Source organism: Oceanicola sp. D3 (genome assembly GCF_006351965.1).
Lineage (GTDB): Bacteria > Pseudomonadota > Alphaproteobacteria > Rhodobacterales > Rhodobacteraceae > Vannielia.
Window position 1 is genome coordinate 3155400 of sequence record NZ_CP040932.1, and the last position, 25707, is coordinate 3181106.

At 61.0% G+C, this 25707-nt stretch carries 25 protein-coding genes and 1 pseudogene; 19 read left to right on the forward strand and 7 right to left on the reverse strand.

Annotated elements, in window-relative coordinates:
• Positions 1 to 260: 260 nt before the first annotated feature.
• Positions 261 to 563 carry a DUF4156 domain-containing protein gene (locus FHY55_RS15795; RefSeq protein WP_140015101.1) on the reverse strand — a complete coding sequence of 101 codons (303 nt, stop codon included), beginning with the start codon at positions 561 to 563 and terminating at the stop codon, positions 261 to 263.
• Between the two features lie 763 nt (positions 564 to 1326).
• Here FHY55_RS15795 and FHY55_RS15800 point away from each other — a divergent pair.
• From FHY55_RS15800 to FHY55_RS15830, 7 genes are read left to right on the forward strand one after another with little or no spacing between them, the layout of a single operon-like run.
• Positions 1327 to 2328 (forward strand): TRAP transporter substrate-binding protein, encoded by a 1002-nt coding sequence (locus FHY55_RS15800; RefSeq protein WP_168223029.1) that lies wholly within the window; start codon positions 1327 to 1329, stop codon positions 2326 to 2328.
• Between the two features lie 41 nt (positions 2329 to 2369).
• Positions 2370 to 2897, forward strand: coding sequence for a TRAP transporter small permease (locus FHY55_RS15805; protein WP_140015103.1), 528 nt, complete (start codon positions 2370 to 2372; stop codon positions 2895 to 2897).
• Entirely contained in the window at positions 2894 to 4180 is a 1287-nt protein-coding gene (locus tag FHY55_RS15810) for a TRAP transporter large permease (RefSeq protein ID WP_140015104.1), read from the forward strand. The genes FHY55_RS15805 and FHY55_RS15810 overlap by 4 nt, the downstream gene beginning before the upstream one ends.
• 48 nt (positions 4181 to 4228) lie before the next feature.
• Positions 4229 to 5041 carry a carbon-nitrogen hydrolase family protein gene (locus FHY55_RS15815; protein WP_140015105.1) on the forward strand — a complete coding sequence of 271 codons (813 nt, stop codon included), beginning with the start codon at positions 4229 to 4231 and terminating at the stop codon, positions 5039 to 5041.
• A gap of 2 nt (positions 5042 to 5043) precedes the next feature.
• On the forward strand, positions 5044 to 5781 hold the full coding sequence (locus FHY55_RS15820) for an aldolase/citrate lyase family protein (protein ID WP_254695343.1): 738 nt from the start codon (positions 5044 to 5046) through the stop codon (positions 5779 to 5781).
• A 4-nt stretch (positions 5782 to 5785) separates the two neighbouring features.
• Positions 5786 to 6451, forward strand: coding sequence for an RraA family protein (locus FHY55_RS15825; RefSeq protein ID WP_140015106.1), 666 nt, complete (start codon positions 5786 to 5788; stop codon positions 6449 to 6451).
• A 1-nt stretch (position 6452) separates the two neighbouring features.
• Positions 6453 to 7412: a LysR family transcriptional regulator gene (locus FHY55_RS15830; protein WP_140015107.1), complete on the forward strand. Its 960-nt coding sequence runs from the start codon at positions 6453 to 6455 to the stop codon at positions 7410 to 7412.
• Between the two features lie 132 nt (positions 7413 to 7544).
• On the opposite strand, the gene FHY55_RS15835 is transcribed toward FHY55_RS15830, so the two are convergent.
• From FHY55_RS15835 to FHY55_RS15850, 4 genes are all read right to left on the reverse strand, one after another.
• Positions 7545 to 9530 carry a tyramine oxidase gene (locus tag FHY55_RS15835; RefSeq protein ID WP_140015108.1) on the reverse strand — a complete coding sequence of 662 codons (1986 nt, stop codon included), beginning with the start codon at positions 9528 to 9530 and terminating at the stop codon, positions 7545 to 7547.
• Between the two features lie 94 nt (positions 9531 to 9624).
• On the reverse strand, positions 9625 to 11085 hold the full coding sequence (locus FHY55_RS15840) for an aldehyde dehydrogenase family protein (RefSeq protein ID WP_254695344.1): 1461 nt from the start codon (positions 11083 to 11085) through the stop codon (positions 9625 to 9627).
• An 89-nt stretch (positions 11086 to 11174) separates the two neighbouring features.
• Positions 11175 to 12185, reverse strand: coding sequence for a helix-turn-helix domain-containing protein (locus FHY55_RS15845; protein ID WP_140015109.1), 1011 nt, complete (start codon positions 12183 to 12185; stop codon positions 11175 to 11177).
• 147 nt (positions 12186 to 12332) lie between these two features.
• Positions 12333 to 12665: a hypothetical protein gene (locus FHY55_RS15850; RefSeq protein WP_140015110.1), complete on the reverse strand. Its 333-nt coding sequence runs from the start codon at positions 12663 to 12665 to the stop codon at positions 12333 to 12335.
• A 254-nt stretch (positions 12666 to 12919) separates the two neighbouring features.
• Between FHY55_RS15850 and FHY55_RS15855 the strand changes: the two genes are divergently transcribed.
• On the forward strand, positions 12920 to 13810 hold the full coding sequence (locus tag FHY55_RS15855; RefSeq protein WP_140016153.1) for a LysR family transcriptional regulator: 891 nt from the start codon (positions 12920 to 12922) through the stop codon (positions 13808 to 13810).
• 3 nt (positions 13811 to 13813) lie between these two features.
• On the opposite strand, the gene FHY55_RS15860 is transcribed toward FHY55_RS15855, so the two are convergent.
• Positions 13814 to 14962, reverse strand: coding sequence for a muconate/chloromuconate family cycloisomerase (locus FHY55_RS15860; protein ID WP_254695345.1), 1149 nt, complete (start codon positions 14960 to 14962; stop codon positions 13814 to 13816).
• Positions 14963 to 15480: 518 nt separating this feature from the next.
• Here FHY55_RS15860 and FHY55_RS15865 point away from each other — a divergent pair.
• The 3 genes and pseudogenes from FHY55_RS15865 to FHY55_RS20800 all read left to right on the forward strand — a co-directional run bounded on the left by FHY55_RS15865 (position 15481) and on the right by FHY55_RS20800 (position 18217).
• Positions 15481 to 16314: a TRAP transporter substrate-binding protein gene (locus FHY55_RS15865; protein ID WP_254695346.1), complete on the forward strand. Its 834-nt coding sequence runs from the start codon at positions 15481 to 15483 to the stop codon at positions 16312 to 16314.
• A gap of 53 nt (positions 16315 to 16367) precedes the next feature.
• Positions 16368 to 16886 (forward strand): TRAP transporter small permease subunit, encoded by a 519-nt coding sequence (locus tag FHY55_RS15870; RefSeq protein WP_140015112.1) that lies wholly within the window; start codon positions 16368 to 16370, stop codon positions 16884 to 16886.
• A 50-nt stretch (positions 16887 to 16936) separates the two neighbouring features.
• Positions 16937 to 18217 (forward strand): annotated as a pseudogene (locus tag FHY55_RS20800) (TRAP transporter large permease subunit).
• Positions 18218 to 18255: 38 nt separating this feature from the next.
• Here the strand turns inward: FHY55_RS20800 and FHY55_RS15880 are convergent.
• Complete coding sequence (locus tag FHY55_RS15880) at positions 18256 to 18819, reverse strand: nuclear transport factor 2 family protein (protein WP_140015113.1); 564 nt, start codon at positions 18817 to 18819, stop codon at positions 18256 to 18258.
• A 108-nt stretch (positions 18820 to 18927) separates the two neighbouring features.
• On the opposite strand from FHY55_RS15880, the gene FHY55_RS15885 reads away from it, so the two are divergent.
• The 8 genes from FHY55_RS15885 to FHY55_RS15920 are packed head-to-tail and all read left to right on the forward strand — an operon-like array spanning position 18928 to position 25704.
• Positions 18928 to 20163 (forward strand): amidase, encoded by a 1236-nt coding sequence (locus FHY55_RS15885; RefSeq protein WP_254695347.1) that lies wholly within the window; start codon positions 18928 to 18930, stop codon positions 20161 to 20163.
• Positions 20160 to 21299 (forward strand): acyl-CoA dehydrogenase family protein, encoded by a 1140-nt coding sequence (locus FHY55_RS15890; RefSeq protein ID WP_140015114.1) that lies wholly within the window; start codon positions 20160 to 20162, stop codon positions 21297 to 21299. Before FHY55_RS15885 ends, FHY55_RS15890 begins: the two co-directional genes overlap by 4 nt.
• An 11-nt stretch (positions 21300 to 21310) precedes the next feature.
• Positions 21311 to 21682 (forward strand): hypothetical protein, encoded by a 372-nt coding sequence (locus FHY55_RS15895; protein WP_140015115.1) that lies wholly within the window; start codon positions 21311 to 21313, stop codon positions 21680 to 21682.
• 4 nt (positions 21683 to 21686) lie between these two features.
• Positions 21687 to 22964 carry an aromatic ring-hydroxylating dioxygenase subunit alpha gene (locus tag FHY55_RS15900; RefSeq protein ID WP_140015116.1) on the forward strand — a complete coding sequence of 426 codons (1278 nt, stop codon included), beginning with the start codon at positions 21687 to 21689 and terminating at the stop codon, positions 22962 to 22964.
• Positions 22957 to 23451 carry an aromatic-ring-hydroxylating dioxygenase subunit beta gene (locus FHY55_RS15905; protein ID WP_140015117.1) on the forward strand — a complete coding sequence of 165 codons (495 nt, stop codon included), beginning with the start codon at positions 22957 to 22959 and terminating at the stop codon, positions 23449 to 23451. The genes FHY55_RS15900 and FHY55_RS15905 overlap by 8 nt, the downstream gene beginning before the upstream one ends.
• Positions 23451 to 24212, forward strand: a complete 762-nt coding sequence (locus FHY55_RS15910) for an SDR family NAD(P)-dependent oxidoreductase (protein ID WP_140015118.1) — start codon at positions 23451 to 23453, stop codon at positions 24210 to 24212. The genes FHY55_RS15905 and FHY55_RS15910 overlap by 1 nt, the downstream gene beginning before the upstream one ends.
• A gap of 10 nt (positions 24213 to 24222) precedes the next feature.
• Entirely contained in the window at positions 24223 to 25179 is a 957-nt protein-coding gene (locus FHY55_RS15915) for a PDR/VanB family oxidoreductase (RefSeq protein ID WP_140015119.1), read from the forward strand.
• Between the two features lie 9 nt (positions 25180 to 25188).
• On the forward strand, positions 25189 to 25704 hold the full coding sequence (locus FHY55_RS15920) for a flavin reductase (RefSeq protein WP_140015120.1): 516 nt from the start codon (positions 25189 to 25191) through the stop codon (positions 25702 to 25704).
• Positions 25705 to 25707: the final 3 nt, after the last annotated feature.

A 25707-nucleotide genomic window follows, 5' to 3' on the forward strand; every position in this document is an offset into this window, starting at 1 on the left:
CGCGGTCCCTTACTGATGGCGGTTTCAGTGCAAACGTTGAACAGCAGCGGCCCCCCTGACTAACAGTTCAGGAAGCGTCCGTGAACCTTGATTACGGGACTGAACTAGACCTATGATCAGAGATGAGGCCGGAACGATGTTCATGTTGCCATGAAAGTCCGGTTTGGCGAAGCCGCGCCGCGGCATGTCTGGTTTGGCGAATGGCAGCTGTGGGCCGAAAATCCTTCGGCTTACCCTTAATGTTTCACCTCAACCTCCGCTCACCGGCAACGATAAGCATCCGCATGAGAGACGGTGCCGCTTTCATCCGAGACTGTTTGTGTGAGCACGAAGGCGTTGCCGCCTCTTGCAGCAACTGAGTTGCGCACTTGGTTGAGCGCACTTTGTGCGTCATCCGCGACAGTCATGCCGAACTGCTCGACACCGGAAACCGGGCCCAAGAAATTGCACCGCTCGGCTTGAACAAGTGAGATTTGCCGGACGGAAAGCCCCGCCTGTGTGAGTTCGGTGCTGCAAGCCCCTACAAACAGGAGCATCGCGGCTATGCAAAGAAACTTCATCATATCAACTTTCAAGTGTCAATTTACGTAGCTGGACGGTGACCCAAGCTTCGATCTGACGCAAGGTCAAATACCAGCATGTGGCGGGCGATACATCGTCTAAACATTCACCCTATGTTCGCGGCATTCTGGATGTCTTTCTAAACTTTTTTTCGCGTTATATCAGTCCGTTACCCACTCTTGCAAATCCGTGTACACCGGTTCGATTCCGGTACTCGCCTCCATCTCCCGCAAAAACTGCCTACCGGTTTGCGATTTCGGCATCGCAGGCAAGCCCTGCGAAGTCCCATTCCCAGACAGGTGATATCGTGGGCTGAGCTGCACACTGTCTAAGCGAAGGCCGATACGGCAGCCAAATGGCTCTCGAGGCGCGGGTCAGGTGGCGCGGCTTATCAGTTTCGGCGTTGGGTGGCACGGCCACAGGGGGCACCTACCCGGCTCTGAAGCCCCGGCCTTGATGGCGGCAAGGTGCGGGCTTGGGTGTCGCAGTCGGATCGCCCTACCGAAACTTCCCCATAGCACGCTTCATCCTTGCGACCGGGGCGATTGCGCAGGGGTGGCTCAACTTTTTGAGCCGATGCTGCGATGCCGCGCGCGTCGCTCTCGCCACATCAAAATTTATCGAAACCGCCTAAATTCAATCACTTTTGCGATGTGCACGGCGCAGCATTACCTAAGGTTATCATGTTTACTCAAAATAAATCACTTTTTTTGCGGTTTCTTCTGTCCTCTAGTGAGCCCAACCAACAGGAAGAGAGGAAAAGACATGACCAAAAACGTGTACAAGGCCTTCGCCCTTCTAACCACAACGGCGGCCCTGATCGGCACGCAAGCGGGGGCCGAAACATGGCGGATGTCGACCAAGGTTCCCAGCGAGAGCTTCGAAGGGCGCCTGCATCAGGAGTTTGCCGACAAGGTGGCGGAATACACCGATGGCGAGGTTGAGATTCAGGTCTACCCCTCCGAGCAACTCGGCGATGCCCAGACGGTTTTGGAGCAGGTCAGCTCCGGCATCATCGACATTTTCGTTGATGACGTCAGCTACCTGAACCGCTTCAACGAAGACATCACATGGACGTCTGCCCCCTTCCTCTTCGATGATCGCCCGCATTGGGAATGCTTCATGGGGTCCGACTACTTCCACGACATCCTGAACAAGATCGAAGAGCAGGATAATATCGGCGTGATCGGTGAAGTCGGTCCGTTTGGCCGTGGCTTCCGCGTTCTCATTACTCAGGATGAGGTGACCTCCTACGAGGATGTGCAAGACCTCAAGCTGCGCCTCTGGGACAACCAGATGATCGTGGATGTCTGGACGGCGCTCGGCACCGACCCCTTGGTGATGGCTTGGACGGATGTGTATCAATCGCTGCAGACCGGCATTGTCGAAGCGGTGACTTCGCCCGCCATTCTGGTCGAATCGATGAAGTTCTACGAGGTGGCGCCGCATATCGCCCGCACCGATGAGTTCAACCAAGCCAATGCCTATATGATCAACCTCGGGTCGTGGGACGGGATTTCGCCCGAAGACCAAGAGGCCGTTCTGCGGGCCTACGGAGAAATCTCGGCCAAGGCGCGCACCGAAATTCAGGCGACCTTCGATGCTTCCCTGAAAACCATGCAAGAGCAGGGCGTCAAGTATACTGAGCTCGACACAGCGCCGTTTATCAAGGCGGCGGCCTCCATCTATGAGGGCTATGAAGAAGAGGGCAAGCTGCCCGCTGGCTTCCTCACCGCGGTCGATGCCGCCCGCACGAGCTGCAATTAAGGCGCATCGCTCGCAATAGCCCCCTGTCAACGGAAGTTCGAATGGATCGACTCCTCGAAAATGGCCAAGGCGCGCTTGCGCGTCTGGCCAGCCTTTATGAAAACATCTGCATCGCACTCCTCGGCGCGATGCTCGCCATAAATGCGCTCAACATCGTTGCGCGGGGCGCCTTCGACACCCCGCTCAACTGGGTCTGGCCCTGGACGATGGTTGCGTTTCTGGGGTGGGTCATGCTGGCGTTCTTTCCTCTGTATCAGCGGCGCAAGGATGTCTCGATTTATATCGTGCTCCAGTATCTGCCCCTGAAGGCACAGCGGGTTCTCGGGCTCTTCGTGTCGCTGGCGATCATGCTCGCGGCGGGGATTTTGATCTATACCTTCCCAGAGCGGCTTGCCTCGCTGCGTGGCACGATCGAGATCGTCGGCCTGCCCCGCAAAATTCTGATCTGGCCGCTCCTTGCTTCGGCAGTCCCGATCTTCATCGGTGCCGCGATAGACGCGCTGCGCCTGCTACGTGGCGGCACCTATGAGCCCTTCGGCCAGATAGATGTTGCGGAGGCACCTCAATGACCGGCCTCCTTGTTCTTGGCGTCTTCGTGGTGCTGGCCTTCCACTCGGTGCCGATCCTGACGGCGATTATCCTGGCCGCCGCTGCGGGCGTGATCTCTCTTGGGTTTTCCGATCAGCTCGGCATCGTCTCGCAGCAAATGCTCGATGGCATCAACTCGCCCTCTTTGCTGTCGGTGCCTTTCTTCATCCTTGCGGGCAACCTGCTCAACGGGCTGAAGCTGACCGACAGGATCTTCCGCTTCGCCAATAATATCGTCGGCCACATTCGCGGCGGGTTGGCGCAGGTCAATGTCTTGGCCTCCCTGCTCTTCGCGGGCATCTCGGGGGCCGCCGTGGCGGATTGCGCGGCGCTTGGTACGGTGGAAGTGAAAGCCATGCGCGAGCGCGGCTACCCGGCCCCTTTTGCCGCCGGTGTCACCGCCGCCTCGTCGATCATCGGCCCGATCTTCCCGCCCTCAATCCCGCTGCTGCTCTTTGCCTTCGTCGCCAATGCATCGGTGGGCCGGCTATTTTTGGCAGGCGTTGTCCCCGCCTTGGTCTTGCTGGTGGTCCTGATGGGCTACGTCCATATCGTGTCGCTCAAGCGCGGCTACCCGAAAGAACCAAGGCCGCCCCTGCGCGAGATCCTTGCCTCCGCCGTGGACGGGGTTCTGACGCTCCTCGCACCGGGCATCATCCTTGTGGCCATGTTCACCGGCTTCACCACGGCATCAGAAGCCGGCGTTCTGGCCTGCCTTTACGCGCTGGCCCTGGGCATCTGGTATCGCACGCTCACCGTGAAAGTGCTGATCACCGCCTTCCGCGAAACCGCCGCGCTCTCGACGATTGCCCTGTTGATGATCGGGTTCTCCTCTTGCATCGGCTGGATCATGGCCTTTGATATGGTGCCCCAGCGGCTGGCAGATTTCGTACTGGTTTCGATTGATGCGAAATGGCAATTCCTGCTGGTTTACCTCGCTTTCCTGATCATTCTGGGCTGCGTTTTCGATGCCACGGCGGCGTTGATCATCCTCGTGCCCATCATGTTGCCCATCGTCGATGGCTTCGGGATAGACCGGGTGCACTTCGGGATTTTCACCGTGCTTACGCTGATGGTCGGCATTCTCACACCGCCGCTTGGCATCGCGATCTACATCATGATGGACGTCGCCAAGCTGCCGTTTGAAGCCGTGGCCAAAGCGACGATCCCGTTCCTCATCCCGATCGTAATCGCCGTGCTGCTGATCACCTTCGTGCCGCAGATCTCTCTCTTCCTTCCCAATCTGGTTTACGGCGCGCCATGACGCGCCTGCCCCAGCCGAAACAGACCGATAATCCATAAGGACGACCCCATGCGTGTAGCGCTTATCCAAATGAACTCCCGCCACGACAAGGCCGCGAATATCGCCGCCCTGCGCGAGATGTTTGAAACCAAGATCAAAGGCCAGGGCGTCGACCTTGTGATGGCCCCGGAATATGCAACCTTCCTTGGCGGCACCCGTGAGGAGCAATGGGCTGCGGGCGAAACATTCCCCGCTGGCGAAGGCTATGGCGCCATGCGCGACCTCGCGATTGAGTATGGCGTCACCTTCCATGTCGGCTCGATGATCGAAGCCGATGGCAACGGCTATTACAACACTGCCGTGGTCTTTGATCCCAAGGGCAACGAGCTGGGCCGGTATCGCAAGATCCACCTATTCGATGTGGAAACGCCTCAGGGCCATGTGTTCCGTGAATCCGACAACATCAATCCGGGCAAGGAGATCGTCTCTTACCAAACTGGCGATCTGAAGGTTGGCTGCTCGATCTGCTATGACATGCGGTTTTCCGAACTGTTCCAGCAACACATGAAGAACGGCTGTAACGTGCTTGCCGTGCCCGCCGCCTTCAACCTCGAAACCGGGAAAGACCACTGGGAGCCGATCCTGCGCACCCGCGCCATTGAAAACCAGTGCTGGGTGCTCGCGCCGGGCCAGGTGGGGCTGCATCAGGAGCCCGCAGGCGAGCGCGCCTGCTACGGGAATTCCATGATCATCGACCCTTGGGGCACTGTCGTCGCCCGCGCTTCGAACAAGCCGGGGGTGATTATCGCCGATCTCGATATGGATCTGCTCGACAATGTGCGCACGATCCTGCCCTCCAACAAACACCACGTGCTGGCCTGATCATGCTGGACGGATATGCAATCTGGATGAGCACGCCCAATCTCGATTTTCTCGAGATGGCGCATAACGCGGGCTTCAGGGCCGTGGTCTGCGATATCGAGCACAACGCCTTCTCGCCAGACCGACGCGAAGCGCTTGTCGTTGCGGCCAAAGCCCTCGGGATGATGATTTTCTTCAAGATCGAAGGGCCAGAGCCTGTTTGGGTTCAGCGCGCGCTGGATCTTGATGTCGATGGGGTCATCATCCCCCACGCGGGGCGGCTTGAAGAGGCCCGCGCCGCCATCGAAGCCGCGAAGTTTCCGCCCTTGGGCAAGCGCAGCTATGCGGCGGGCCGCTCGGCAAAATTCGCGCCCCCTGCAGCGGATTACTTCGAGCGTTGCAACCGCGTGGTGCTTTGCCTGCCGATGATCGAAACGGCCGAAGCCTTCGAGGATGTAGAGGCCATCCTCGCGCATCCCTGCGTGGATGGGATCTTCGTGGGCCCGTTCGACCTTGCGCTGACACGTGGCCGTGGCGGCTATGATTTCACGCCCGACGATCAGGCCGATATCAAGGCCCTCGCCACAGCCGCTCAGGCAGCAAAGAAAACGTGGTGGATGCCCACATGGCGCCCGCAAGAGCAGAGCTTTGCACAGCAAAACGGCGTTGCGATGCGCGTCATCGCTGCCGAACATCAGGTGATCTCGATGGGCCTAAACGCCGTGATCGCCGCCCTTCCAGACACCAAAACCGGAGCATAAATCCGTGAAAGACTTCGTAAAAAACCCGCTGCCGCAATCCATTCCGCAGAGCCTTATCGACAAGCTTGAAAAGGTCGAAACCGCAACCGTCGGACATTTCATGCATTCGGTCTTCGTCGACCGCGATATTTCGGCAACCGATGCCAGCAAGCGCGTCGCAGGCACCGCCGTCACGCTGCGCCTTGCCGCCAATGATTCAACCCTGCTGCATGACGTGATTTCAACGCTGCGCCCAACCGATATCCTGCTGATTGATCGCTCCGGCGACAATCGCCATGCCTGCTGGGGTGGGGTCGTGACCAATGCGGCCGCGATTTGCGGGTTCAAGGCAGGCGTGGTCGATGGGCCCGTTACGGATGTAAACGAGATCCGCCAAAACGATTTCCCGATGTGGAGCCGTGGCCGCTCGTCGATCACCACCAAGTTGTATGCTCAATCCGGTGCCTTCAACGTTCCCGTCTCCATCGGCGGCGTCACGGTAAACCCCGGTGACGCCGTGCTGGCAGATGAAAGCGGCGTCATCGTCTTGGCCCCGGCCATCGCGGAGGAGGTTGCCGATCGTGCGCTCGACATGCAGGCCGCAGAGTTGACGCTGATCGAGCGGCTCAAAGCCGGCGAACCGCTGGGCGCGATCACGGGGGCCTCCGCGATGGTAACGGAGCGTCTTTAGCGTGAACATTGAAGCCCTTCGCACGCTGGTTAATATCGCACGCTGTGGAAACTATCGGCAAGTCGCTGATATAATGAACATTTCACAGCCCGCGATCTCCAAGCGCATTCGCGTGCTTGAAGAGCACTTTCGCTACCAATTGGTAGAGCGTGCCGGGGCTTCCATGCGCCTGACCGCGGCAGGACAGGCGCTTTTGCCCTACTTCCAGCGTATCCTCGATACGTTCGACGAAGCGCAAAACCGTTTGAACGAGCCTGAGAAATGGCAGGGCACGATCCGCCTCGGAGCGATTGATACGATCATCTCCACCTGGTTGACCGATTTTCTGGACCTGCAACAAAAGCGCTTTCCCAACATCAAGCTTGAGGTCATCTCGGCACCAACGATTGACCTGTTGCAAGAGCTCCAGCACGGCAACGTCGATATCATCATGGTGCTCGGCCCCTCCTATGACCGTGCCTTGGCCGAGGTGCCGCTCTGCGTGATGGATGTTGCGTTTTACGGCGCACCGATGGGGCCGAACGAGCCGCAGGAAGGCACCCGCAAGCTGTCGCCCGAAGCGGTGTCTGAGGCGAATATCATCACCTTTCCGCGCGGCTCGCGGCCCCATGTCGACGTGGTTCAACGGATGACCCAGCTCAAGCTCACCAAGATGCCGACGATCTCGGGGTGCTCTTCACTGTTCACGATGCGCTCGATGGGGGAGCGTGGCCTTGGGGTCATCACCCTGCCGCGCATCATGGCAGAGGGCACATCCTTGCAGGAGCTGGACCTTGGGGTGACCTTGCCTTCAATGAGCTTTGCCGCTGTGTATGAGCCTGCCGCCGCCCCGCCCATCTACGCGCTAACCTGCGCGCTCGCCGCCGAGATCGCGGCAGACTATGCCCAGCGCGTTGGAAGCGGCGTGCATGTTCCGGTGCCCCTTGCAGCCAAGAGCGCAGAAGCACCAACCGACACCTAGGGCGTGAGGCGGTTCTTGCGCCGCGGCCCTCCCCGTTGAAGGCCAGCTTCCGCCTCACCTAGGGCACCGCCCTTACCGCCATAAGTAGCGACCCCGGCCATTACAGCCGGGGCCAAGTCCTTACTGCCGCCGTTACTGACCCTTGCGGATGGTCATGCCCGGGTTATTGGCAAAGAAGTTGTGCGGCATCAGGTGAATGGTCTTCCACTCCGTCGACATAACCGGCCAGTCCTCCATGCGCGGGATATGGTGGAACCCGGCCGAGAACCACGACACGACGTCCTGCCCCATCAGCGACTGATCTTCCTTGACCCATTCGGCAAGCGTGTCCGTGCCATCGCTCTGGAACGGGTATCTGCCGCCGGCATAGCGCTCTTCCGGGTCATAGACCGTGTTCCACACCGAGTACTCGATATAGGCATTCCGCTTCATCGACGGATCATTCACGTAATCGAAGGGACCATAGGCGATGGAGCCGTGGTGGATCATCCAGCCGGGTGTGTGGCCCAGGTGCCCTTCGCGCGCCGGGTTGGAGTAGTGGAAGTAGCGCGGCTTCGACGAGCTGATCTTGTAACGCGCGTCCATCTCGCTGTCGGGCATGTTGTGCTCGACCGTCCAAAGGCTGCGGCGCGGAAGATCGGGGTCAACTTCGGCGGGCACGATATCCATCGTGCCGAACATGTTGACCGGCTGATCAATGTCGAAGTCGATCTTGAAGTTGAAATAGTGGTCGTGGTTCGCGGCCACGAGGTGCGGCGCGATCAGCGTGCCATGCTTGGTTTCCTCGGCCGCCGTGGGATCGTTCATCGAAGCCGCTGCGGCCCCCTTCACACCGTCCAGACCGGTGGCCCCCACCATGATGCGGATATCGGCATTCTGGTAGAAGCGATAATCGATCAGGTAGTCATAGTTGCCCACCTGTGAGGCCGAACGCACGATCAGCTCGGTCGCCGGCCGTCCCTCCGCAGGCACGAAGGTTTCGGGGCCCTGGGCAAAGATCTCGAAGTGCCGCCAGGCCGGGTCGCCGATGTTGCGCTCGAAGATGCAGATGGCGTTGGGGATCTCGATCGGTTTGCCGAAGTCATCGGAGATGACCGACGGCAGAAAGGTCGCATGTGCCGGGCAGTCGATGCCCGCTTCGAGCGGCGTCATGAACAGGCCGAAACCGTATTCGCCGCTGTCCATGTAGGTGCGCCAGTACCAGCCTTCCGACGGGTCCATGTAGGGCACGAAAACCTCGGAGAGGTGCGTCTGGTAGATGATCGGGCGTTTGACATCGCCATCCATGACGTTGATGTTGGAAAGCACCAGCCCGGCCCGCTTTTCGGTGCGCAGGTTAAAGTCGAACAGATCCCAAGAAATATTGCTGCCCTCGATCGTGAAGTTCGGCCCGCCCTCCTGCGTCATCGTCACCGGGTTGGTCTCGGGGCGCAGCGGCGCGCGTTCGGCCACCTCGTCTTCGGTGTAGCCCCAGTGATCGGTGGCCAGCGGGATGGGCTCCTTGTCTATCACGTCGATGACGGTGCGGGTCTTGAGGTCGATCGTCGTGTAGAGGCCCTCGATCGGCTTGGCGTACCAGTTCGAATTCTCGCCCGGCAACACGTAGCACGGCACCTTCATCAGGCGGGTGCCATCATACTCATCGGTAAAGAAGTTGCCCGCCGTGAGCGGAAGGCAGAAGACATCGTCCGGCGTCAGGCCGCGCTTGGCCAGCCCGGCCTGAACGCGTTCGTCCGAAACGGTGATTTCGAGCGCCTGCATGAATTCCGAGAACAGCACCATCGACTGCCCGTCGACCAGCGTGTTGCTTTCAACCTCGCCACTGGTCAGGTTGACGATGGCTTCAAAGAACCCTTCGTCGTTCACATGGTGCACGATGGCGCGGCGGGTCAGCGCGTCGCCCGGTTCAAAGGCCAGCACCTCGGACTTGGGCGGCTCCTGCAGGTCGATCATCGGAAAGAGCGACTGCTCGGTGGTGATCCCGGCGTCGCGGGCAATCTGCGTGGCGCGGTTGAACTCATCTGCCGTCAGCCCGTCCAGCGGGTGCGTCTGCGCCGTCGCCTGATGCGACAGTAAGGCCGTCGCCAGTGCGATGGCTGCTGTGCTTGTGTATCTCATGTCGCGTTTCTCCTCTGTTGTTATTTGCCTAGCGCGGTTGGTTTCATTCCGTTGCAGCCCGGCTAGCGGCCACTGATCCTCGGGCCACCGGGCGTCATCTGGGGCCCAAGAACTGCGTCTGAATGTCAGTGTATTCCATCAGCCCCTCTTCGCCGAACTCGACTCCCAAGCCCGATTTCTTGAGCCCGCCGAAGGGCGCGTTGGGCTGGATCATCCCGTGACTGTTCAGCCAGACCGAGCCGCATTCGAGCCGCGAGGCAATCTCCTGCCCCTTCGCGGTGTCCGTGGTCCAGACAGAGCCACCAAGGCCAACCTCGACATCATTGGCCATCGCAATGGCCTCTTCGACATCTTCAAACTTGATGATCGGCAGCGCCGGGCCAAATTGCTCTTCAGCGACCAGCGGCGCGCTATTGTCCAGATCGGCAATGATCGTTGGCGGATAAAACAGGCCTTCGCCCGGAGCGCCCCCCAGCAAGACACGTCCCTGATGCTTGCTGGCGTCCACCAGCGCCTTGACCTTGTCAAACTGCATCTGGTTGGAGATCGGCCCGAGGATGCTGTTTTCGTCCAGCGGATCACCGAGGGGGATGGTCTTGGCAAAATCCACCAGCGCGTTGCAGACGTCATCATACACATCGGCATGAACATAGAGGCGCTTCAAAGCTGCGCAGGTCTGGCCGTTGTTGATGAACGCGCCCCAAAACAGCCCTTCGGCAATGGCCGCCGGGTCCACGTCCGGCAAAACGATACCGGCATCATTGCCGCCCATTTCAAGCGTCAGGCGCTTCATGCTCGGCGCCACCGATTGCATGATCTTGGAGCCGGTTGCGCAGGAGCCGGTAAAGACGATCTTGCGGATGCCATCATGCTGCGACATGGCAGCCCCGATGTTGGTGGTCACATCATCCGAGCTCACCACGTTCAGAACGCCGGCTGGCAGAACCTCGTTCAACAGCTCGATCAGCCGGATGGTCGACAGCGGCGTAAACGGCGAAGGCTTGACCACAACCGTGCAGCCCGCGCGAACGGCAGGCAAAAAATGCCAGGCCGCAATCAGAACCGGCCAGTTCCACGGGGTGATCGAGCCCACAACGCCCACCGGCTTGCGGTGCAGTTCCACCCGGCCTTGCGCGTCATCCTGCAAAACCTTGATGGGCATGGACAGGGAGGAGGTATAGGCCGCCCAGCCCTGAACGCCGCCCATCTCAAAGCGAGACCCGATGCCGTTCAGCGGCTTACCCTGCTCCATCGAGATAAGCCGCGCGGTTTCCTCGGCGTTCTCCTCAACCTTCTTTGCAATCGCAAGGCACGCCTCGGCACGAGCCTCATCACTGGTCTTGCTCCAGCTCTCAAAGGCGGCGTTGGCCGCCGCCACCGCCCCGTCCAGATCGCGCCCGCTGGCCATCGGCGCCCTGCCGACAAGCCCGCCGGTCGCCGGGTTGACCACATCGAAATAGCGCTCAGCCGCAACGGGCTGCCCTCCGATGATCATGGGATAATCGCGAATTTCAGCCTCTGGTGCCGCTACCGCTTGTGCATTGTTCTCAGCCATTTCACCCTCCACGTGACGGTCTGAGACAAGTCTGCGCTATGCCTAACCCCGAATCTTGGACAGAAGCGTCACATTCCCGGCCCCGCAGATCACCGCGCGTGCCGCGCCACCGAGGGGCTCGCGGCCCCCGCGCCCTGTGGGCTGACAAGGCTCAACTGGCTTTCGGCAAACCGAGGCTGCTTGCCCGGCGCCGTGCCATACTTCTTTCGGTATTCCCGGTAAAAATAGGACAGATCGTTGAACCCGTGGCTATAGACCAGATCGGTAACAGATCTGGCCCCGTGGGGTGTTTTGACCAAGGGCAGCAACGCATGGGCGCTGCGCAGCCTTGTGTCCAAAATGGCCTTGCGCGGGGTCGTGCCCGCTTTGTTGAAGGCCCGCTGCAACCTGCGAAGCGGCACGCCCAGAGACTCCGAAAGCTCAGAGGGCGTGAACTCCGGATCGTGAAACTGCGTGCCGATGACCCCGAGAGCCGCCGCCAAAAGCGCGCCCTGAAGGGCATCTTCGGGGCAGGCGCCGGTTTCGATCGCAAAGAGGTAGGATTCCAACAGCTCAAAGAAGCCTTCACCCCCCGGCCCCTGCGGCTCATCGGAAATCGAAGCACAGATCGCGGAGCGCAGCACCAGGCTTTCACGGGACTTGTGCGAGATGAAAAGCCCGCCTTTCAGCATCCGGCCAAACCGTTGATGCACCTCGTCGCGAGGCAGCCGGAAAGACAGCTGCTGGTTATGAGCCTGCTGGAAATTGAACTCCGACGGCCTTTCGCTGTCCACGATGAAGATATCGCCCTGGTCCAGACAGGTCACGGCGCCGGCGTGGCGCATCTCGGCCCGGCCCCTGGTCTGGTAGATCAGGAAATAGGGATCCTTGGAGCATTGCCGAATTTCCCGCCCCCCGCGCCGCACGGTGGAGCGGCCGATGTCGACCTTGGCAAATGCCATGATGTTGCGCTCAAAAGGCGTGATACCGCCCAGAATATGGGGATCAGGGCCATGCGGCTGGACGGTGAAGTTGCCACAGGCGGCAAAGACCGCCTGCTGAAAGTCGTCCACATGAGCCCTGCCAATGGTGTCGCCTTGCAAGGCTGCGGCTGTTTGCATCCCGTTCCCCCGGAGTCCAAGCGCCCCCCGTTGTTGTGACGGGCGACAGGCTCAGAATATCCGTGTCACATTCGGAATATAGGTATCGGGTGATACTGCCGAAGGCGAAAGGCGGCCCGCCCGCCGTTATGGCCGGGTTGGCGCCGGTCAGCGCAGGGCGACGTAGTCCTCGGCTGCCAGAGAGACCAAGCGAACATCCGGCCTCTGGCCTGTGGCGTCGATGAACAACTGCCTGATGGTGTCGCCCGCCGCGCTCGCCAGCTCTGCGGTCCGGTCCGGCATGGCAAGATAGTGAACATCCACAAGGATATCCGCCTGATCCTCCAGCCCGATGCAGGGCAGGATGGTCAGGTGGCACACGGACTGCGGGGCCGAAAACGCGGCCATGATCGTTTCACGCAGGTCGGGCAACATCGCCACCAACGCAGCGCGCTTGTCCTTCAAAACCGTCTCCGTCACATGAACCTTCACATTTGGCATGGTGAGCCACTCCCTTTCTTCGCGCAGTTCAGCCCCATCAGGCCGCCGCCACTCTCATCCCCGGTATCGCCCCTGCCGTGCCGGGCGCTCCAACCGGGCGGCTGTTCTGTTCGCCCCCGCAGTTGGAATTTGCGCATAGATGTCGCAGTTTCACATGGCGGCGCGATGCTCGCTCGGGTATCAAACGATACTCGCTGGCAACGGCACGCTTTGCCCGGAAATCCGGCGCAACCCCGGGTAGGGAGTGAAGAATGATCAACACCAAGCAACTCACCTACTTTCTTGCGGTTGCCGAGGAGTTGCACTTTGGGCGCGCGGCGGAACGGCTGGATATTGCGCAGCCACCGCTCAGCCGACAGATCAAACAACTCGAAACCGAGCTAGGCGCGGTTCTGTTCAATCGCGGGCGCAGTGCAATCACGCTGACCCAGGCCGGGGAGCGCCTGCTCAAGCGCGGCAAGTCGATCATGTCGCAGCTGGAAGACACACAGCTGGAGATCCGGCGCTTGGGTCAGGGGGCCGAGGGGCGCCTGCGCATCGGCTTTGTCGGCTCCGCCACCTACGGAATATTGCCGAACATCATCAAATCCTACCGCGCCTCCTATCCCGAGGTGAACCTGAGCCTTGTTCCGATGAACAACGCCGGGCTGCACCGTGCGCTTGTTTCAAGAGAGCTGGATATCGCTTTCGCCCGACCAGCCCTGAAGGACAGCGAGTTTGTAACCCGGCCACTGATAGAAGAACCCCTGATCGCAGCGGTCCCCGACAACCACCCGCTAAGCTCCGGCGAAACGCTGGACCTCTCCTCCCTTTCCCGCCCCAACCTCGTGCTCTACCCCGAGTATCCCAGACCGAGCTACGCCGATGTTGTCCTTGGGTTTTGCGAGGCACAGGGCATTGATATCTCGCGCAGGGTCTGGACGATGGATCTTCAGACGGCGCTCAGCCTTGTGGCGATTGGCGAGGGCATCTGCATTGTGCCCGGGTCTGTTGGCACCTCGCAGCGCAACGGGCTGCGCTTCCTCCAGATCGAGCCCGCCCTTGGCCACACCTCCCTGTCGGTCAACTACCGGCTGGATGAGCAAGGCCTCCATATCCGGAACTTCATCCAGATCGCCCAATCGGTGTCACGCAACATGCCGTGAGGCTCAGCGCGCGGCACCGGCCCGCGTAAACTTGGAGCCGTCGCGGCGAAACTTCTCAACCTTCTCCCAATCGAATTCAACGCCGATACCGGCACCGGACGGAATTTCTACATGGAAATCCTTGTAGGTCAGCGGCTCTGCCAGAATGTCTTCCACCAGCAAGAGCGGGCCAAACAGCTCTGTTCCCCAAGCCAGCGTTTCCACGGTCGAGAACAGCTGAAGCGCCGCCGCCGTGCCAAGCCCGGTCTCCAGCATCGTGCCGCCGTAAAGACCAAGCCCCGCGGCCTGACCAATCGCAACCACCTCTGACGCGCGGGAGAGCCCGCCGGATTGGGCCACCTTGACGGCGAGCACATCCGCCGAGCGGGCGGTGACAACCCTCAGCGCATCTTCCGGGCCATTGAGCACCTCATCCGCCATCACGGCGATCTCGTAGCTGGCGGCCAACTCGGCCATCTCCGCCATGAAGCGGGTCTCGACCGGCTGTTCTACAAGCTCGCAGCCCGCGTCTTGCAACCCTTTCAGCCCCCAACGCGCATCCTGCAGGCTCCAAGCCTGGTTTACGTCAACACGCACGCTCGCCGCATCGCCGACGGCCTCCTTGATGCGGGCCACATGGGCCACGTCATCGCGCACCGCGCGCTTGCCGATCTTCAACTTGAAGGTGTTATGCCGACCGGCCTCTATCATCTCGTGGGCTTCAGCAATGTCGGTGTCCGAGTTGCCCGATGCCAAAGTCCATGCCGCCGGCAGACGGCTGTGCACCGCCCCGCCAAACAGCTGCGAGACCGGCACACCAAGGCGTTTGGCCAATCCATCCCAGAGCGCAATTTCAACCGCCGACTTGGCAATGAAGTTCCCCTTGACCGACTTGGCAATATGCTGGACCGCCTCGTTCAAGCCATTGCCATCCCGCCCGATAAGCACGGGGGCGATATAGGTTTGAATAACCGAGGCAATGCTTTCCGGGCTTTCGGGGCAATAGGAGATGCCGCCAATCGTGGTGCCTTCGCCAATCCCCTCGGAACCATCAGAAAACAGCACCCGCACAAGAACGGCAGACTGGGTGCGCATGGTCGCCATCGACAGGACATGTCCGCGGATCGTCGGAATATCGAGAATGACCACCTCAACCTTTTCAATCTTCGACACGCAACCTCTCCCTCGATCCAAGCCGTCGTTGCGACGGAACATGCAATTGGCGATGCAATCTGTCGATGTTTGCCCGGGTCTTGACTGATACCCTAGTCAACCAACCGGCACTGCGCGCGGCCTGAACGCGTTGTGGTGCATGCGACCCGCGTGGAATGCCACGTATTATTCGTCAAAGGTATTGTACATTACCGTCACCTGCATTGAAGCCAGAGCGCCAGTCAGCGTTGCACGAACGTGGAAACGGTTCGGGGGACCGTCTTGGCTGCCCCACTCTCACGCAGCATTCCCGCACCCGTCGTAACCCTTTGTCACACGTTGGATCGCACATGCTCAATCACCTGAAAACCACCTGTACCGCTGCCACGCTTCTTCTATCGTCCTTCGCGGCCAGCACCGCCTTTGCAAAGGAGCGGCTGGATATTCAAAGCGCATGACCGCTCAACCTGCCCGCCAGCGGGGCCAATGCCGAGTTTCTGGGCGAAACCCTGAATGCCGCATCCGGCGGCGAGCTGGATGTGACCGTTTACAGCGCAGGCAAGCTTGTGCCCTCGCTCCAGATTTTCGATGCGGTGCAACAGGGCACCCTTGATGCCGGGATCACATCGCCGCTCTACGTCGCCGGGCGCTTCCCCGCCGTGCAACTCTTTGGCGGCATCCCCTTCGGGCTGGACCCGGTTGAACATGCGGCCTGGATCTACGAGGGCGGCGGGCGCGAGATCTGGGAAGAGATCTACGCCGGGCAGGGCGTCAAAACCATTCCCTGCGGCCTCATGACCTCCGAAGCAGGCGGCTGGTACAACTTCGAGATCAACTCGATCGAAGACCTGCAGGGCAAGAAACTGCGCTTTGCCGGTCTGGCGGGCGAAGCGATTGCAAAGGCGGGCGCCTCCGTTGTGCTGCTGTCCACCGGGGATATCTACCCCTCGCTGGAAAAGGGCATCATCGACGGCACCGAGCTATCGATGCCCGCCATCGACACCCTGCTCGGCATGCAGCAGGTCGGCAAATACTACTACCCGGACGGCTGGCACCAGCCCGCCGCGATGAACGAGCTGATCGTCAACATGGCGAAATGGGATAGCCTCACGGAAGAAAGCAAAGAACTGATCGAGGCAAGCTGCCGCGCCGTGAACCTGACCTCTGTCATGTCCACCGTGTCGATGAATGCCGAGGCGCTGAGCGCGTTCAAGGAGGCCGGTGTTGAGTTCCGCAGCTTCTCGCCCGAAGTGCTTACCTCGCTGGAGGCCGCCTTTGACGAGGTGGTGGCCGAGCAATCCGAAGCGGACCCGGATTTCAGACGCGTCTGGGAGTCGCTTGAAGCCTTCCGCGCCGCTGGCTCAGCGAACTGAGTGAACATGCGCCCGCGCCGCTCCCCATCGCGGCGCGGGCGCAAGCACCCATCATGAAAACCATCGAAGCATTCATAAACCGCGCCGTTCGCACCGTGGGCACAACCGGCGCGCTTGTCTTGCCGCTGCTGATGCTCACGATCCTCCTCAACGTGGCGCTGCGCTATGCCTTCAACATCGGATCGATCGAACTGGAAGAGCTGCAATGGCACCTGAACGCGATTGTCGTCATGTCGTGCCTCGCCTGGGCCTATCAGAAAGACCGCCACGTCCGCGTGGATGTTCTTCACAACCGCATGTCGCCCCGTGCGCGTGCGCTGATCGAGATATTCGGTGTGCTGTTCCTCTTGCTGCCGTTCCTCTGGATGGTCGGCCGCAGCGCCTGGACGATCTTTGGCTATAGCTGGGCGTTGAAAGAGGGCTCCCCCATGCCCTCGGGCCTGCCCGCGCGCTACATCGTCAAGTTTGTCATGGCCGCCGGGCTCACCCTGCTTGGTGTGCAGGCCATCGCCATCCTGCTCGCCTCCCTCCGAGAGGCGCTGCATCCCGGCGCTTCGGCACAGAAAGACTGAAGATGGACGCGCTTTTCGTATTCCTCCTCGCGGCCACCTTTATCGCGGTCATGTTCAGCGGCTACCCCGTGGCCTTCGTGCTCGGCGGCGTGGCTGTCGCCTTTGCTGCCCTGGGCACCCTTCTGGACAGTTTCTCGGTGGTCGATGCCGACATGGCCTCGCTGCGGATGGTGGGCTTCGTCGCCAACCGGATCTTTGACACGCTGTCCTCCTATTCGCTGATCCCGATGTCGATGTTCATCTTCATGGGGCTGATGCTGGATAAATCCGGCGCGGCGGAAAAACTGCTGACGCAGATGCACAAGGTGCTGCGCCCCGTCCCCGGCGGCATGGCGGTTGCGGTGGTCGTGATCGGCGTGGTGCTTGCGGCATCGACCGGGATCATCGGTGCCTCTGTCGTGCTGCTCGCCACCATCGCCATGCCGGCGATGCGCGCGGCCGGGTACAAAGACACCATCGGGCTGGGCGTTGTCGGGGCCACCGGATGCCTTGGCATCCTGATCCCCCCGTCGATCATGCTGATCGTCATGGGCGACCAGCTGCAGATCCCGGTCGGAGACCTGTTTCGCGGCGCGATCCTGCCCGGGTTCCTTCTGGAACTGGCCTATGTCGTCTATGTCGTGATCTATGCCCTGTGCAATTCCGACGCCGCACCCGGCCTGGAACGCGGCGAAAATTAACCGCTCGCAACCCTCGTCAGAGAGTTGACCACCACCATGATAGGCCCCTTGCTGCTGATCGTTGCGGTGCTGGGCTCAATCGTTTTCGGCATAGCCACCCCAACCGAGGCCTCGGGCATCGGGGCTGCGGGCGCAACCTTGATCGCCTTGGCCTCCAAACAGCTGACCTGGGCGACCTTTCGCGAGGTTTGCGATGAAGCGGCGCTGACCACGGCATTCTTGTTCGGCCTGATCTTTGGCGCATCCTGCTTCTCGGTCGTGCTGCGCGGCTACGGCGGGGATGAGTTGATCGAAGGCGCGCTCTTCGCCCTGCCCCTGTCGCCCGATGGCACGCTGATCTTCATCCTGTTCATCGTGTTCCTGATGGGCTTCTTCCTCGACTGGATGGAGATCATCCTCATCATCGCGCCGCTGGTCTTCCCGGTGCTACTTGCGCTGGGGCATGACCCGGCCTGGGCCGCGATCCTGATGGCCATCTGCCTGCAGACATCATTTTTGACGCCGCCCGTCGGGATGGCCCTCTTCTACCTCAGCAACTCGGTGTCAGACGTCCAAATCGGAACGATCTATCGCTCGGTGCTGCCCTTCATCGCCATTCAGGCCGGGGTGTTGTTGCTGGCGTTTCTGCTGCCAAAGCTGGTGCTTTGGTAAGGCGCGCGGCGCGGTCTGCGCGCCGCCGCCCCTATTGGTCAGGGCTTCATCAAAACGGATGCGCCGGGGTAGTCCGAGGCCCATGTGGCGGGCAATGGCGCGATAAACACGTTTTCCGTCCGGTTCTGCGTAAAACGCCAGATGCCATCGTCGCACTTGCGAAACTTGTTGAAGAGCCGCGACGAGCGCAGCATCGCCTTGCCGTCCGAGAAGAGCCAGGGCTGCATGTGCACCCAGTTGCCTTCTGCCGTCATCGCATCGTCATCCACCCTGATCTGCTCACCGGTCAGGTAGTGACAGTTCAGGATCAGCGCAGGATCAGACTTTTCGCCCCAGAACTTTTGAAAGTGCGCCTTGATCGCCTCCCAGCCTTCGGCCTTGCCGAACTGGCCGTCATAATACTCGCCAACGCCTTCCCACACCGCCTCGGGCGCAAAGAGCTCCATGATGAGGTCGATTCGCTCGCTGTCAGAGGCGCATCCGTATTCGGGGTTGGGCGTATCGCACAGATACATGTAGCGCGCTTGAAGTCGCCGCACGTCCGCTTCCGCTTCCAGCACTGCAACTCTTCTCTCAAGCGCCGCTACCGTGGTTCTCGTCATCTCGGCCCTCATGTCCATTGGCTTCGGTGTCACGCACCCGCGCGCATTCTATCCGATGGTGAGGGCGTCACGCACCGTATCGCTTGATACCTTTACGTTAATATTCACGTGAATAGTATTTTTGTACGGCAAAACTACGGTAACATTACTGTAAAATCTGGAAGTAGATCAGGCTGGGAAGGCACGGTCGTGGTGATTCAAGATCACAATGCGATAGTCAAAGCGCTCGACCTCGGCGGCAACGGTCCGCGAGTTGTGGTCAAGGACTGCATAGATATCGCCGGTGAAGTGTCTGCCTGCGGCTCGGCGGCCTTGATGGACGCGGCCCCAGCAGCGTCCCATGCGGAAGTGGTCGAAAACCTGCTTGCCGCAAACTGTCATCTGGTCGGCAAGGCCAACATGCACGAGTTGGCCTACGGCATGACCGGCGTCAACGAGGCCTTCGGCACCCCGATCAACCCCAAATGGCCCAACAGGATCCCGGGCGGATCGTCATCCGGCTCCGCCGTCGCGGTTGCCGCCGGCTTGTGCGATTTTGCGGTCGGCACTGATACCGGCGGATCTGTGCGGCAACCGGCGATCTGCTGCGGCGTGTTCGGCATCAAGCCAACCTATGGCCGGATCAGCCGCAAGGGCTGCCACCCGGCCAGCTCGTCGCTGGATTGCGTCGGCGTCTTGGCCCGCACCGCACAGGGCCTGACCGAGGCGATGCAGGCGCTCGATCCGAGCTTCAAACCCGTCTCGATGGCCACCGCCCCGCGCGTGGCGCGCGTAAAATGTTCCTTGGACAAAAGCGTCGGTGATCCGCTGATCTATGCCGTCATGGAGGGGCTTGGCACCGCGTCCTACATCGAACTTCCGCTGATGGAAGACGCCTTCGAGGCCGGCATGACGCTGATCGGCCATGAGGCGGCCAAAGCCTATGCCCCATTGATGCAGGCCCCGGAAAAGCTGGGCGCCGACGTGCGCCAACGGCTGGAAAACGCGCTCAAGATCGCCCCCTGTGCCGTTGAAAAGGCAGAGAAAATCCGGCGCGACTTCACCGCCCAGGTGGATGAGGCGCTGACCCGCTTTGATGTGCTGATGACCCCGGCGCTGCCGTTTGTCCCCCCAACGTTGGACGAGGCGCAGGATCCCTCCACCGTGTTGCCGCTGACCCGGTTCCTGCGCCCATTCAACCTTTCGGGCCACCCGGCCATCGTCCTTCCGCTGCCGGTCGGACGCGAGAAGCTGCCCGCCGGAATTCAGATCATCGGCCGCAAGAACGAAGACGCCGAGCTTTGCGAGGTTGCCGAATGGCTGACCTCGACCCTGACCGCATTCACTGAGGAGAAGAACGCATGACCGCTCAAGCTGCTTTGGCTGAAGCGCCAGACACCAAGGAGCAAGTGCTCGCCGGCATCAAGCAACGCGCGCCCGAGTTCCAGAAGCTGCGCCACATCCCGCAGGATGTCGTCGATCAGTTCAAATCGCTTGGCGTCTACCGCGCCTTCGTGCCCAAGCGCTTCGGCGGCGACGAGAGAAGCCCCGCCGAATTTTGCCGCCTGATCGAAGATATCGCCGCCGCAGATGCCTCGGCCGGTTGGGTCGCCAGCTTCGGCGTGTCCGCCACCTACCTCAGCGCGCTGCCGCAAGAGACCTATGCGCAGATCTACCGCGACAACCCCGACACGGTCTTTGCCGGCGCGATGTTCCCGCCGCAGAAGGCGGAGATCGTCGATGGCGGTTATGAAGTGTCGGGCCAGTGGCCCTGGGCTTCGGGCATTGTCGGGGCCGATCTGGCGGGCGCGGGCATCAAGGTCGAGGACCAGAGCACCACGCTGCCCCTGATCGCGGTCATGCCCAAGAGCAAGATCGAGATCGTCGATACCTGGAATACCGTCGGATTGCGCGCCACCGGCTCCCACGACATCAAGGCCGACAAGGTCGTCGTCCCGCGCGAGTGGACCTTCATCCGCGGCTCCAAGCCGGCGATGGATGACCGCCTGTTCCGCTATCCGTCGATGGCGCTGGCGTCGCAAGTGCTGGCAGTGGTCGCCCTTGGCGCCGCTCGTGCCGCGCTCCAACACCTGCACGACTCCGGCTCGCGCCAGTCGGTCACGGGTGCGCCCAAGCCCGGCGCGCGGGCCTATCTGCAAACCGAGTTTGCCAAGGCAAAGGGGCTCTACCTCGGGGCGCAGGCGCTGTTCTACGATACGCTCGAAGAGGCCTACGAGGAACTGGCGCACAACGAAACCGTGTCGCCCGATACCCATGTCCGCCTGCGCCTCGTGGCGTCCAAGGCGGCGAAGGACGGGGCCGAGGCCGCACGGATGGCCTTTGCCCTGGGCGGCTCGACCGTGATCCAGGAAGGACACCCGCTTCTGCGCTGCATGATCGACGCAGCGGGCGTCGCCCAGCATGCCTTCCTGTCAGAAGGCACATGGACCGCCGCCGGCGCCGCCTTCTTCGACGAACCCACCATGCCCGGATACCCATAAGGAACCTGACGATGGCCGAGAAAACACCCCTCCGCACCCTGTTGTGCTTCAACAACCACCAAACCTTCTTCGACCTGCCCTTCGATCAGATCGGGCCGGTCTGGCAAGCCACGCAAGCGCTCATGATGGGCATCGACCAGCTCGACGGCGTCGAGATCGTCGGCACCTTCGATGACGACCAGACGATGGTCGGCGCCTCCTCGGGCTTCCCGTTCACCTGGTACATCCTGGCGGACTTCCCCGATCGTGAAACCGTTCAGGCGGCCTGCAACCTGCTGCGCACGATCGAAGTGGGCGACCAGAACGAGCGGCTCTGGAAATACATGACCGTCGAGGCCCGCATGGGCCGCGCCCTTGAAATCCCACAGCAACACAGGAGCTGAAGACATGTCTCTCGATACGCCAAAATTCAGCGATCTCGACGCGCTCTACAGTGAGGACTCCAAGGTCGCGACCGAGATGTACGAGGATCCGGAGCTCTTCAAGGAAGAGATGGAGAAGATCTTCAAGCGGACATGGGTCTTTGTCGCCCATGAAAGCGAGTTCCCCGACAAGGGGTCGTTCAAACTGTCCAACGTCGGCCTCGACCCGGTGATCGTGGTGCGTGACCGCAAGGGCAAGATCCACTGCATGGTCAACCGCTGCCGTCACCGGGCGGCGACGGTCTGCGAGGTCAAGAAGGGCAAGACATCCTCGTTCCAGTGCCCCTACCACGGCTGGGGCTACGGGCTGGACGGATCACTGCGCGCCCTGCCCTACCCCGAGCAATACGGCGACGATTTCGACAAGTCGCAGCACGGCCTGCTGAAGCTGTGCACCGAAGCCTATGGCGGCATGGTGTTCGCCACCTTCAACGATGACATCGAGCCGCTCGAAGAGTTCCTCGGCCCCGAGGTCTGCAAGTACATCCACCTGTTCAACAAGCAGGGCGGCGGCTTTCCGGTCAAGGTTCTGGGCGAGCATCAGTTCTCGGTCCCGATGAACTGGAAGGTGCAGCTCGAGAACACGACCGACGCCTACCATTTCCCGGTTGTGCACAAGTCCTTCATGCAGACGCTGGACGAAAAGACCGAAGACCTCTTCGACTTCATGGAAAAGGACGAAGGCTGGGTCGAAGACCTCGGCAACGGCCACTCCATCATGATGATGATGCCGGGCCGGGCCGACCTTGACGAGCGCCTGGATGACCCGATCGAACCGCGCTTCGAGGAGCTGGCCGAAGAGATCCGCAAGGAAGGCTTCAGCGAAGAGCAGGTGAAGAAGATCGTCCTGGCCGTCGGTGGCCCGGGCTTCAACATGAACCTGTTTCCCAATGTCTCCCTGTCGCTGTCCTTCTTCCGCGTGCTGACGCCGGTTGCCGTGGACAAGACCGACATCCGCCACATCGCGCTTGGCATGGATGGCGGCCCGGAGATCGCCAACCAGACCCGGATGCGCCTGCACGAACATTTCCAAGGCCCGATGGGCTTTGGCTCGCCGGATGATGCCGAGGTCTGGGAACGTGTCCAGCGCGGCACCCGGGGCGGGGACGAGCTCAAGATCCTCGTGAACCGCGGGATCGTCGATGAAGAAGAAGGCGTTCTTGGCCCACGCGGCCACGTCAGTTCGGAAACCGGTATGCGCGCGGCCTACCAGATGTGGAAACGGATGATGAGCGATGAATGAGATGACGAATATCGACACCAAAGCGCTGCTGGCCGATGTCACTGAGTTCCTGTGGTACGAGGCCGATCTTCTGGATCAGACGGACTACCAGACATGGCTTGATCTGTGGGTGCCCGAAGGCCTCTACATCATGCCGATCGGGGATGATGATGACTTCGCCAACCAGCTGAACCTCTGCTACGACAATGACAAGATGCGCCGTATGCGCGTGGATCGCTTCGAGCGCGGCTTTTCGATCTCTTCGGCCCCGCCGGCGGTTACGGTGCGCACCATCAGCCGCATCGTCATCGACAGCGCCGAAGGCGACACCATCAAGGTGCGCGCGGCAGAGCACCTTGTCGAAGACAAGTTTGGCCGCCAGCGCATCTGGGCCGCCAATGCCTTCTACACCCTGATCCGGACGGAAAGCGGCTTCAAACTGCAGCAAAAAGTCGTCCGGCTTCTGAACTCTGACGGGACGCTGAATTCTTTCAGCTATCTGTTCTGATGGCGGCCCCTTTGCCAGACACCATCCAGACGGCCGTTGTGACAGGGGGCGCGCGCGGATTTGGCGCCGCCGTCTGTCGCGCCCTCCACAAAGAGGGGTTCCGGGTCATCATCACCGATATCGACCCGGGCAAAGACGCCGCCGCGCTGGCCAGCGAACTCGATCTTGCGGGCGAAACCTGCATGACCGCGACGCTCGATGTGTCGGACGCCGAAAACTGGCAGTACCTGCTGGACGAGTGCATCGAACGCTATGGCTCGGTCGAGGTTTTGGTCAACAACGCCGCGCGGACCGAAGCGCAATCGGCGCTGGAGATCGCGCCGGCCCGGTTCAACGAGATCATGGCCACCAACGCCGGGGGCACCTTTGCCGGGTGCCAGGTGTTTGGGCGGCACTTCAAGGAGCGCGAATACGGGCGGATCGTCAACCTCGCCTCGCTGGCAGGCCAGAACGGCGGCACCGCCACCGGCGCGCATTACGCCGCCTCCAAGGGCGCGATCCTGACGCTCACCAAGGTCTTCGCCCGCGATCTGGCGCCCTTCGGGATCACCTGCAACGCCATCGCCCCGGGCCCGATGGATACGCCGATGGTTCGCGCCGTTCTGGGCGACAATCTCGACAAGGCACTGGCCAACATCCCGACAGGCAGTCTGGGTGATCCCGCGTTCGTGGCCGAAATGGTCGCAATGCTCTGCTCTCAACGCTCCGCCTTCGTCACCGGCGCCTGCTGGGACGTGAACGGCGGCCTCTACATGAGATGAGGCGAAAACCATGACAGACTCGCAATTCTACAAGGTCATTGGCCGCACAGATGACCGTGGCAACATCGCCCGTATCCGGCTGGTCCCCGAGGACGGCGGCCCAATTCCCACCTTCGAGGCCGGGGCGCATCTGGATGTCTACCTGCCCGAGGTGGACCTGTGGCGGCAATATTCCCTGTGTTCCGACCCGGCGCGCAGCGACCATCTTGAAATCGGCGTGCTGAAAGACCCCAACTCACGCGGCGGCTCCGAGGCGCTGCACAAAGCGGCGGTGGAAGGGGCGCGTCTCCAGATCGAAGGACCGCGCAACCACTTCCCGCTGGACGAGACGGCCAAGCAGACCGTCTTGCTGGGCGGCGGCATTGGCGTGACCCCGATGATCGCGATGGCAGACCGTCTCCACGCCATCGGCAAGGATTTCGTCTTCCACTACTGCACCCGCTCCGAGGATGTGACCGCCTTCAAGGACAAGCTGGAGAACGCGCCCTACGCTGACCGGGTTGTCTTTCACCATGACAACAAGGACGAGGCGCAACGGCTGGATCTCTACCGCGACCTGCCTGCGGCTGACCCGGACACACATCTTTATGTCTGCGGTCCGCAGGGCTTCATGGATTGGGTGATCTGCACGGCCGAAAATGCCGGACATGCCCCTGCGAACGTCCACCGCGAGTATTTCTCGGCCGATGTCGATGCCTCAGGCGACAGCTTCGAAGTCGAATGCGCGCAAAGCGGTGTGACGCTTGAGATCGGCCCCGAAGACACCATCGCAAAGGCGCTCGCCAAGCATGGCATCAAGATCGAGGTGAAATGCGAGGAAGGCGTTTGCGGCACCTGCATCACCGACGTTCTCGAAGGTGAGATCGACCACCGCGACCAGTTTCTGACCGAGGAAGAACGCGAAGACATGGACCAGATGTGTGCCTGCTGCTCACGCGGCAAGGGCAAGCTGGTTCTGGATATCTGAGGAGGAGACATGGAACTTTCCAAGATCCAGCTGGAATTCCGCGAAGGCATGAGCCGCATGGGCGCCGCCGTGAACCTGATCACCACCGATGGTGCGATGGGCAAGCACGGGCTGGTGGCCTCGGCTGTCTGCTCGGTCACGGATGCCCCGCCCACGCTTCTTGTCTGCGTCAACCGCAACTCCTTCGTGCACGACAAGCTGCTGCGCAACGGCGTGCTCTGCGTCAACGTGCTGACGGCTTATCATCAGGATCTGGCCGGTGTCTTTGCCCGCTACGTCGAAGGCGTCGACCGGTTTGCGCATGGCGACTGGAAGACACTTTCCACCGGCTCCCCGGTTTTGAAAGACGCCAATGTCGCCTTCGACTGCCGGATCGGAACGGTGCTCGAACAAAGCACGCATTCCGTCATGTTCTGCGAAATCAAGGACGTGCACCTCGCGCAGAACCTTGATCGCGGCCTGGTCTACTTCAGTCGCGATTATCACAAGCTGGAAACAGGAGGTGCCGAAACACCGGTGGCCTAGCGG

Bases quoted from the DNA above. Each gene is read 5' to 3' on its own strand.
- FHY55_RS15845 (WP_140015109.1), bottom strand. From the start codon at position 12,185: ATGCAAACAGCCGCAGCCTTGCAAGGCGACACCATTGGCAGGGCTCAT.
- FHY55_RS15810 (WP_140015104.1), top strand. From the start codon at position 2,894: ATGACCGGCCTCCTTGTTCTTGGCGTCTTCGTGGTGCTGGCCTTCCAC.
- FHY55_RS15900 (WP_140015116.1), top strand. From the start codon at position 21,687: ATGTCTCTCGATACGCCAAAATTCAGCGATCTCGACGCGCTCTACAGT.
- FHY55_RS15890 (WP_140015114.1), top strand. From the start codon at position 20,160: ATGACCGCTCAAGCTGCTTTGGCTGAAGCGCCAGACACCAAGGAGCAA.
- FHY55_RS15910 (WP_140015118.1), top strand. From the start codon at position 23,451: ATGGCGGCCCCTTTGCCAGACACCATCCAGACGGCCGTTGTGACAGGG.
- FHY55_RS15905 (WP_140015117.1), top strand. From the start codon at position 22,957: ATGAATGAGATGACGAATATCGACACCAAAGCGCTGCTGGCCGATGTC.
- FHY55_RS15840 (WP_254695344.1), bottom strand. From the start codon at position 11,085: ATGGCTGAGAACAATGCACAAGCGGTAGCGGCACCAGAGGCTGAAATT.
- FHY55_RS15795 (WP_140015101.1), bottom strand. From the start codon at position 563: ATGATGAAGTTTCTTTGCATAGCCGCGATGCTCCTGTTTGTAGGGGCT.
- FHY55_RS15880 (WP_140015113.1), bottom strand. From the start codon at position 18,819: ATGACGAGAACCACGGTAGCGGCGCTTGAGAGAAGAGTTGCAGTGCTG.
- FHY55_RS15820 (WP_254695343.1), top strand. From the start codon at position 5,044: ATGCTGGACGGATATGCAATCTGGATGAGCACGCCCAATCTCGATTTT.
- FHY55_RS15800 (WP_168223029.1), top strand. From the start codon at position 1,327: ATGACCAAAAACGTGTACAAGGCCTTCGCCCTTCTAACCACAACGGCG.
- FHY55_RS15895 (WP_140015115.1), top strand. From the start codon at position 21,311: ATGGCCGAGAAAACACCCCTCCGCACCCTGTTGTGCTTCAACAACCAC.
- FHY55_RS15815 (WP_140015105.1), top strand. From the start codon at position 4,229: ATGCGTGTAGCGCTTATCCAAATGAACTCCCGCCACGACAAGGCCGCG.
- FHY55_RS15805 (WP_140015103.1), top strand. From the start codon at position 2,370: ATGGATCGACTCCTCGAAAATGGCCAAGGCGCGCTTGCGCGTCTGGCC.
- FHY55_RS15835 (WP_140015108.1), bottom strand. From the start codon at position 9,530: ATGAGATACACAAGCACAGCAGCCATCGCACTGGCGACGGCCTTACTG.
- FHY55_RS15915 (WP_140015119.1), top strand. From the start codon at position 24,223: ATGACAGACTCGCAATTCTACAAGGTCATTGGCCGCACAGATGACCGT.
- FHY55_RS15870 (WP_140015112.1), top strand. From the start codon at position 16,368: ATGAAAACCATCGAAGCATTCATAAACCGCGCCGTTCGCACCGTGGGC.
- FHY55_RS15850 (WP_140015110.1), bottom strand. From the start codon at position 12,665: ATGCCAAATGTGAAGGTTCATGTGACGGAGACGGTTTTGAAGGACAAG.
- FHY55_RS15920 (WP_140015120.1), top strand. From the start codon at position 25,189: ATGGAACTTTCCAAGATCCAGCTGGAATTCCGCGAAGGCATGAGCCGC.